The sequence below is a fragment of the Bacillus sp. FSL L8-0358 genome, from assembly GCF_038593095.1.
In the GTDB taxonomy this organism is placed as follows: domain Bacteria; phylum Bacillota; class Bacilli; order Bacillales; family Bacillaceae; genus Bacillus; species Bacillus subtilis.
Genome location: NZ_CP151962.1, coordinates 155,512 through 162,500 on the forward strand (window position 1 = coordinate 155,512; position 6,989 = coordinate 162,500).

The following is a 6,989-nucleotide window of genomic DNA, read 5'->3' on the forward strand; positions in this document are numbered from 1 at the left end:
AAACCTCAAAATAATCGGTAAAAGGAGAGTGAATTTATATGGCAGAAGTACTGTCTTTTATGGATGTGAAACGCCAAAAGGATTTTGAATTAGAAAAGAACTTGCTCAAAGAACTCTCTCTGAGACAAATTATCCAGTCTGTTAAGGATTGTTTGGAACCATTATTTCCATTTTTACATGATGAACGAGATATTATTACTGAAGGCTGTATTGATTTTGCGATTGAAGCTTATTTGTTAGGCGGGCGTTTTGGGATATTCGGCTATTACGGAGAATCCATGCAAAGTATCAGTGCCCGCTCTGCAAGAGAAGAAGAAGAGCTACGTATGGAGTTTTTTGATTATCTCTATAATTGGATACACGAGCAATACTCAACACTTGATAAAAACACGGTTTATGAAGCGGCACGCAAGTTCATTAAAGATTGGTGGACAGCAGGGTTTGTTCAAAGAGAAAAACAGTGTAAGCTTCGCATGCGATAATCATATTTCCCGGCCCTGTCCCATAGTTATGTAATAACGGACAAGCGGGAGGGGAAGGGATGAGGAAAAAGCTTAAATGGCTCGGTTTTTTGCTAGGCTTCATCGTATTACTATTTCTGTTCAAATATCAGTTCAGCAATAACGACTCTTGGAAGCCGTGGAGCCTGCCCTTGAGCGGTAAAATCATTTATCTAGATCCAGGTCATGGCGGGCCTGACGGCGGAGCAGTCGGCGGAAAGCTGTTAGAGAAGGATGTTACCCTGGAAGTGGCTTTTAGAGTCAGGGATTATCTTCAAGAACAAGGAGCGCTTGTTATCATGACCAGAGAAAGTGATACTGATCTCGCTCCAGAAGGAACAAAAGGCTATAGTCGACGAAAAGCTGAGGATCTAAGACAACGAGTCAAATTAATAAACCATTCAGAGGCGGAGCTCTATATCAGCATTCATCTTAATGCGATTCCGTCACAAAAATGGAGCGGAGCCCAAAGCTTTTATTACGGGAAATATGCGGAAAATGAGAAAGTCGCAAAATACATTCAGGATGAGCTGAGAAGAAATCTGGAAAACACAACCCGGAAAGCAAAGCGGATTCATGGTATCTACTTAATGCAAAACGTCACCAAACCGGGGGCGCTTATAGAAGTCGGATTTTTATCCAATCCAAGTGAAGCAACGTTGCTCGGTAAACCGAAATATCAAGACAAGGTGGCATCTTCCATATATAAAGGCATTTTGCGATATTTCACAGAAAAAGGAGACCCTCCGGAGTAATGGAGGGTTTTCTTGCGGTTCTAAGCATAAGACACCCGCCATTTATGTATGATATAATAATAATTGTAAACGAATACACAAAAGGGTGAGGTTCGATGATAAGAGAAGATGAAGTAAGAAAACTAGTCGGAGAAATGCGCGAACCTTTTCTTCAAAGACCTCTGGGAGAATTGGATGCCGTTAAGGAAATTAAAATAAAGCCTGAAAAACGGCATATCAGTGTAAAAGTCGCTCTTGCAAAAACAGGAACTGCAGAACAAATGCAGATTCAGCAAGAGATCGTAAACGTATTAAAAGGGGCAGGAGCTGAGACAGTCGGCCTTCGATTTGAAGAGCTGCCTGAAGAAACGGTTGCTAAATTCGGGGCGCCGTCAGCCGAGAAAAAAACATTATTAAATATGGATAACCCGCCAGTCTTTCTTGCTGTAGCAAGTGGAAAAGGCGGCGTAGGCAAGTCAACTGTGTCGGTAAACCTAGCTATTTCTCTGGCTCGTCTAGGGAAAAAGGTTGGTTTAATTGATGCGGATATTTATGGGTTCAGTGTGCCGGACATGATGGGTATCACTGTGCGTCCAACAATTGAAGGAGAGAAACTTCTTCCTGTTGAACGCTTTGGAGTAAAGGTCATGTCAATGGGCTTTTTCGTAGAAGAAAATGCCCCGGTCGTATGGAGAGGGCCAATGCTCGGCAAAATGCTGAATAACTTTTTCCACGAAGTAGAGTGGGGAGAAGTAGACTATATCGTTCTTGATCTTCCGCCTGGTACAGGGGACGTTGCTCTCGATGTACATACAATGCTTCCGAGCTGCAAAGAAATCATCGTATCTACGCCGCATCCGACAGCTGCTTTTGTCGCGGCCAGAGCGGGCTCTATGGCGATTAAAACCGATCATGAGGTCGTGGGGGTCATAGAGAACATGGCTTATTATGAAAGTGCAAAGACAGGGGAAAGAGAATATGTCTTTGGAAAAGGCGGAGGAGATAAACTAGCTGAGGAACTAAATGTGCCTTTGCTTGGCCGAATCCCATTGAAACAGCCAGATTGGGATAAGGACCAATTTGCTCCGTCTGTTTATGACGAAAATCATCCAATCGGAGAAATATATCAGGACATCGCAAAAAAAATAGATGCAAAAATGTCAGTGCAGGTATAAAAGGTGAACCGGGATTCCAGATCCCGGCTTTCCCTTTATTCACTTTCTTTTGCTGTGTCTTTTGCTGCTTTTTTCAGCTCATCTTCGAACTGCTTTTTGTAAAGCGGACTAGAAAGTGTTTCGTTAATAACCTCTTCTAAATAACTGCGGAATTCTTGGCTTTTTGCCAGCTGGCTGTACTTTTTATCCATGCCGGGATCCTGCATAACGCTCATCAGCATCTTCTGGTAATCTGGATCCTTCATCAGCTTTTTAATCACTTTTTCATGCTCTGTCTGAAGAGTTTTGGCAAAGCCCTCAGCAAAATCAGTGTCTTCAAAGATGTTTTTCCAAAATTCTTCACCTTTTTTAGATGTGAGTGTTTTTTCTATTGTTCCTTTAATTGCATCTTGGTCAATCACCAGCGCTTCATTCATGGCATCATCATTTAATAATTCCTTAATAGCTTTCTTTCCATCATCAGTTTTTAATATATCAACAACCATTTTTTTGGTCTGATCATAGTCCATATCCGCTGCTTGGTCTTTTGGAGCGCAAGCTGTTACAGATAATAACAAAAAACAGCTCATCAATAGCGTTTTGGCTTTTGACATGCTTAAGCTCCTTTCACATACTTGTCTTACTTTTAATATGATTCATCTGTTTGGAATTATACATAACAAAATATCGCTGTTCGCGATTTTTGAGGGGATGAATAAAGAAATGAAAAGCCGTGGTTTAGTTCGTTTTTTCTTTTCTAATTTAGCTGTCGGGGCGCTTATCACGAGTATTGTGGGTTTTGCTTTAAAGTGGGGAGAATATAGAGGGCTGTTTCTAACATTTGAAGCGGGACAGATTTTCTCTGTTTTATTTTGGTTTATCGGTGTAGGCATGATTTTCAGTGTGATCAGCCAAATGGGTTTTTTCGTATTTTTAACAGTTCATCGGTTTGCGCTTGAGATATTAAGGTCCTCCTCTTTGTGGAATTTGCTGCAGTTGTTTTTCATCCTGTTTGTTGCTTTTGATTTAATGTACGTGCGTTTTTTATTTTTTGGAGAGAGCGGAGAATCGCTGGCTGGCTATGCGTGGTTACCGGTGTTTTTATTGATCTTTGGAGTGATTACAGCTTATATAAAGCAAAAGCAGTCCTCTAAGAAAACATTTGTTTCATCGTTGTTTTTGATGGTTGTGATTACCGCATTAGAATGGTTCCCTGCATTAAGAGTAAATGATGAGGACTGGCTTTATTTAATGCTTTTTCCGTTAATGGCATGTAATGCCTTCCAATTGCTGATGCTGCCGAAGTTTGCAGCAAAGTAATTACTTTACCTCTGCGGATTTGGCATCAGAATTTGCGATGAGATCACCCACGGTTACATTTTTTAATCCTTTTTCTTTCAGCTGATGGATGATATCAGGCAATGCTTCTTCTGTTTGTTTTGCCGAATCGGAGGCATGTAAAAGAATAATGTCTCCACCGGAAACTTGCTTGGTCACATTGTCAATGATTTTTTCAACTCCGGGATTTGTCCAGTCTTGAGAGTTCACACTGTAATGAACGACTGTATAATTGTATTGCTTTGCGACTTTTAGAACATTCTTATTGAATTGGCCGGTAGGGGGTCTTAATAGCTGTATGTCTTTGACCCCTAACTTTTCAAAGGCTGTTTGCGCACGGTTCATGTCCTTTTTTATTTCGCTGCTCTCTAAGTTGGCATAGTTTTTATAAGCGTAGCCCATGCTCCCAATTTGATGGCCATCCTTTACGATACGGGCCACTGTGTCAGGATGGCGTTCTGCCCAAGAAGCGGACAGGAAAAACGTTGCATTTTTAATCCCGTTTGCTTTCAGAGTATTAAGTATCGGTTCTGCTCTCTCATCACCCCAGCTGATATCGAAAGTAAGTGAAATATCTTTAGAGTCTGTTTCTCCTTTATAAATGGCTTTAGGTCCGGTGTCAGTTGAAAACACGGGAAGCGGGACAGCTCTTTGGATATAAAAAAAGCTGCCAGCTGCAAATGCGGCGATAAGTATAATAATTAATTGTTTTACCCGTTTAATGTGCCACACATAGAAGTGATTCACTGATGATGCCTCCTTATCTTGTCCATCATTCTTGTTTTACATCTTATGAGCATGGACAATTGAATATAACCGATAAAATGTCTCTTCACATACAGCCTAAATTGGGTGTTGACCTTTTGATAATATCCGTGATATATTATTATTCGTCGCTGATAAACAGCTGACATCAACTAAAAGCTTCATTAAGTACTTTGAAAAAAGTTGTTGACTTAAAAGAAGCTAAATGTTATAGTAATAAAGCTGCTTCGTTAAGCGGCGGTAATGATCTTTGAAAACTAAACAAGACAAAACGTACCTGTTAATTCAGTTTTTAAAAATCGCACAGCGATGTGCGTAGTCAGTCAAACTACTTTATCGGAGAGTTTGATCCTGGCTCAGGACGAACGCTGGCGGCGTGCCTAATACATGCAAGTCGAGCGGACAGATGGGAGCTTGCTCCCTGATGTTAGCGGCGGACGGGTGAGTAACACGTGGGTAACCTGCCTGTAAGACTGGGATAACTCCGGGAAACCGGGGCTAATACCGGATGGTTGTTTGAACCGCATGGTTCAAACATAAAAGGTGGCTTCGGCTACCACTTACAGATGGACCCGCGGCGCATTAGCTAGTTGGTGAGGTAACGGCTCACCAAGGCAACGATGCGTAGCCGACCTGAGAGGGTGATCGGCCACACTGGGACTGAGACACGGCCCAGACTCCTACGGGAGGCAGCAGTAGGGAATCTTCCGCAATGGACGAAAGTCTGACGGAGCAACGCCGCGTGAGTGATGAAGGTTTTCGGATCGTAAAGCTCTGTTGTTAGGGAAGAACAAGTACCGTTCGAATAGGGCGGTACCTTGACGGTACCTAACCAGAAAGCCACGGCTAACTACGTGCCAGCAGCCGCGGTAATACGTAGGTGGCAAGCGTTGTCCGGAATTATTGGGCGTAAAGGGCTCGCAGGCGGTTTCTTAAGTCTGATGTGAAAGCCCCCGGCTCAACCGGGGAGGGTCATTGGAAACTGGGGAACTTGAGTGCAGAAGAGGAGAGTGGAATTCCACGTGTAGCGGTGAAATGCGTAGAGATGTGGAGGAACACCAGTGGCGAAGGCGACTCTCTGGTCTGTAACTGACGCTGAGGAGCGAAAGCGTGGGGAGCGAACAGGATTAGATACCCTGGTAGTCCACGCCGTAAACGATGAGTGCTAAGTGTTAGGGGGTTTCCGCCCCTTAGTGCTGCAGCTAACGCATTAAGCACTCCGCCTGGGGAGTACGGTCGCAAGACTGAAACTCAAAGGAATTGACGGGGGCCCGCACAAGCGGTGGAGCATGTGGTTTAATTCGAAGCAACGCGAAGAACCTTACCAGGTCTTGACATCCTCTGACAATCCTAGAGATAGGACGTCCCCTTCGGGGGCAGAGTGACAGGTGGTGCATGGTTGTCGTCAGCTCGTGTCGTGAGATGTTGGGTTAAGTCCCGCAACGAGCGCAACCCTTGATCTTAGTTGCCAGCATTCAGTTGGGCACTCTAAGGTGACTGCCGGTGACAAACCGGAGGAAGGTGGGGATGACGTCAAATCATCATGCCCCTTATGACCTGGGCTACACACGTGCTACAATGGACAGAACAAAGGGCAGCGAAACCGCGAGGTTAAGCCAATCCCACAAATCTGTTCTCAGTTCGGATCGCAGTCTGCAACTCGACTGCGTGAAGCTGGAATCGCTAGTAATCGCGGATCAGCATGCCGCGGTGAATACGTTCCCGGGCCTTGTACACACCGCCCGTCACACCACGAGAGTTTGTAACACCCGAAGTCGGTGAGGTAACCTTTTAGGAGCCAGCCGCCGAAGGTGGGACAGATGATTGGGGTGAAGTCGTAACAAGGTAGCCGTATCGGAAGGTGCGGCTGGATCACCTCCTTTCTAAGGATATTATACGGAATATAAGACCTTGGGTCTTATAAACAGAACGTTCCCTGTCTTGTTTAGTTTTGAAGGATCATTCCTTCGAAACGTGTTCTTTGAAAACTAGATAACAGTAGACATCACATTCAATTAGTAACACAAGATATCACATAGTGATTCTTTTTAACGGTTAAGTTAGAAAGGGCGCACGGTGGATGCCTTGGCACTAGGAGCCGATGAAGGACGGGACGAACACCGATATGCTTCGGGGAGCTGTAAGCAAGCTTTGATCCGGAGATTTCCGAATGGGGAAACCCACCACTCGTAATGGAGTGGTATCCATATCTGAATTCATAGGATATGAGAAGGCAGACCCGGGGAACTGAAACATCTAAGTACCCGGAGGAAGAGAAAGCAAATGCGATTCCCTGAGTAGCGGCGAGCGAAACGGGATTAGCCCAAACCAAGAGGCTTGCCTCTTGGGGTTGTAGGACACTCTGTACGGAGTTACAAAAGAACGAGGTAGATGAAGAGGTCTGGAAAGGCCCGCCATAGGAGGTAACAGCCCTGTAGTCAAAACTTCGTTCTCTCCTGAGTGGATCCTGAGTACGGCGGAACACGTGAAATTCCGTC

General features: G+C 44.4%; 6 protein-coding genes and 2 rRNA genes (1 of these 8 running past the window's edge). 6 read left to right on the forward strand and 2 right to left on the reverse strand.

All coding sequences use genetic code 11. From position 1 onward, the window contains the following. The first annotated feature begins 38 nt into the window (after positions 1 to 38). The 3 genes from NYE49_RS00910 to salA all read left to right on the forward strand — a co-directional run bounded on the left by NYE49_RS00910 (position 39) and on the right by salA (position 2,409). Complete coding sequence (locus tag NYE49_RS00910) at positions 39 to 482, forward strand: YbaK family protein (RefSeq protein ID WP_014475609.1); 444 nt, start codon at positions 39 to 41, stop codon at positions 480 to 482. Positions 483 to 541: 59 nt separating this feature from the next. Continuing rightward, positions 542 to 1,255, forward strand: a complete 714-nt coding sequence (gene cwlD, locus NYE49_RS00915; RefSeq protein WP_015382599.1) for an N-acetylmuramoyl-L-alanine amidase CwlD — start codon at positions 542 to 544, stop codon at positions 1,253 to 1,255. Between the two features lie 95 nt (positions 1,256 to 1,350). Next, on the forward strand, positions 1,351 to 2,409 hold the full coding sequence (gene salA, locus NYE49_RS00920) for an iron-sulfur carrier protein/transcriptional regulator SalA (RefSeq protein ID WP_047181984.1): 1,059 nt from the start codon (positions 1,351 to 1,353) through the stop codon (positions 2,407 to 2,409). Positions 2,410 to 2,444: 35 nt separating this feature from the next. Here the strand turns inward: salA and gerD are convergent, their stop codons facing one another. Further along, the gene (gerD, locus tag NYE49_RS00925; RefSeq protein ID WP_003235126.1) at positions 2,445 to 3,002 is read right to left on the reverse strand and encodes a spore germination lipoprotein GerD; all 558 of its coding nucleotides are present in this window, start codon (positions 3,000 to 3,002) and stop codon (positions 2,445 to 2,447) included. 109 nt (positions 3,003 to 3,111) lie between these two features. On the opposite strand from gerD, the gene kbaA reads away from it, so the two are divergent. After that, positions 3,112 to 3,708: a KinB-signaling pathway activation protein gene (kbaA, locus tag NYE49_RS00930; RefSeq protein WP_047181985.1), complete on the forward strand. Its 597-nt coding sequence runs from the start codon at positions 3,112 to 3,114 to the stop codon at positions 3,706 to 3,708. On the opposite strand, the gene pdaB is transcribed toward kbaA, so the two are convergent. Then, on the reverse strand, positions 3,709 to 4,473 hold the full coding sequence (gene pdaB, locus NYE49_RS00935; RefSeq protein WP_047181986.1) for a polysaccharide deacetylase family sporulation protein PdaB: 765 nt from the start codon (positions 4,471 to 4,473) through the stop codon (positions 3,709 to 3,711). Between the two features lie 351 nt (positions 4,474 to 4,824). Here pdaB and NYE49_RS00940 point away from each other — a divergent pair. Together NYE49_RS00940 and NYE49_RS00945 are read left to right on the forward strand one after the other, a co-directional pair. Next, a 16S ribosomal RNA gene (locus NYE49_RS00940) occupies positions 4,825 to 6,374 on the forward strand. 170 nt (positions 6,375 to 6,544) lie between these two features. After that, positions 6,545 to 6,989 (forward strand): 23S ribosomal RNA (locus NYE49_RS00945) (it continues 2,483 nt past the right edge of the window). Together the 16S and 23S rRNA genes form the textbook arrangement of a ribosomal RNA operon.

What these genes read in the sequence shown, in the direction of transcription:
- NYE49_RS00910 (WP_014475609.1), top strand. Translation starts at nt 39, where the DNA reads ATGGCAGAAGTACTGTCTTTTATGGATGTGAAACGCCAAAAGGATTTT.
- cwlD (WP_015382599.1), top strand. Translation starts at nt 542, where the DNA reads ATGAGGAAAAAGCTTAAATGGCTCGGTTTTTTGCTAGGCTTCATCGTA.
- salA (WP_047181984.1), top strand. Translation starts at nt 1,351, where the DNA reads ATGATAAGAGAAGATGAAGTAAGAAAACTAGTCGGAGAAATGCGCGAA.
- gerD (WP_003235126.1), bottom strand. Translation starts at nt 3,002, where the DNA reads ATGTCAAAAGCCAAAACGCTATTGATGAGCTGTTTTTTGTTATTATCT.
- kbaA (WP_047181985.1), top strand. Translation starts at nt 3,112, where the DNA reads ATGAAAAGCCGTGGTTTAGTTCGTTTTTTCTTTTCTAATTTAGCTGTC.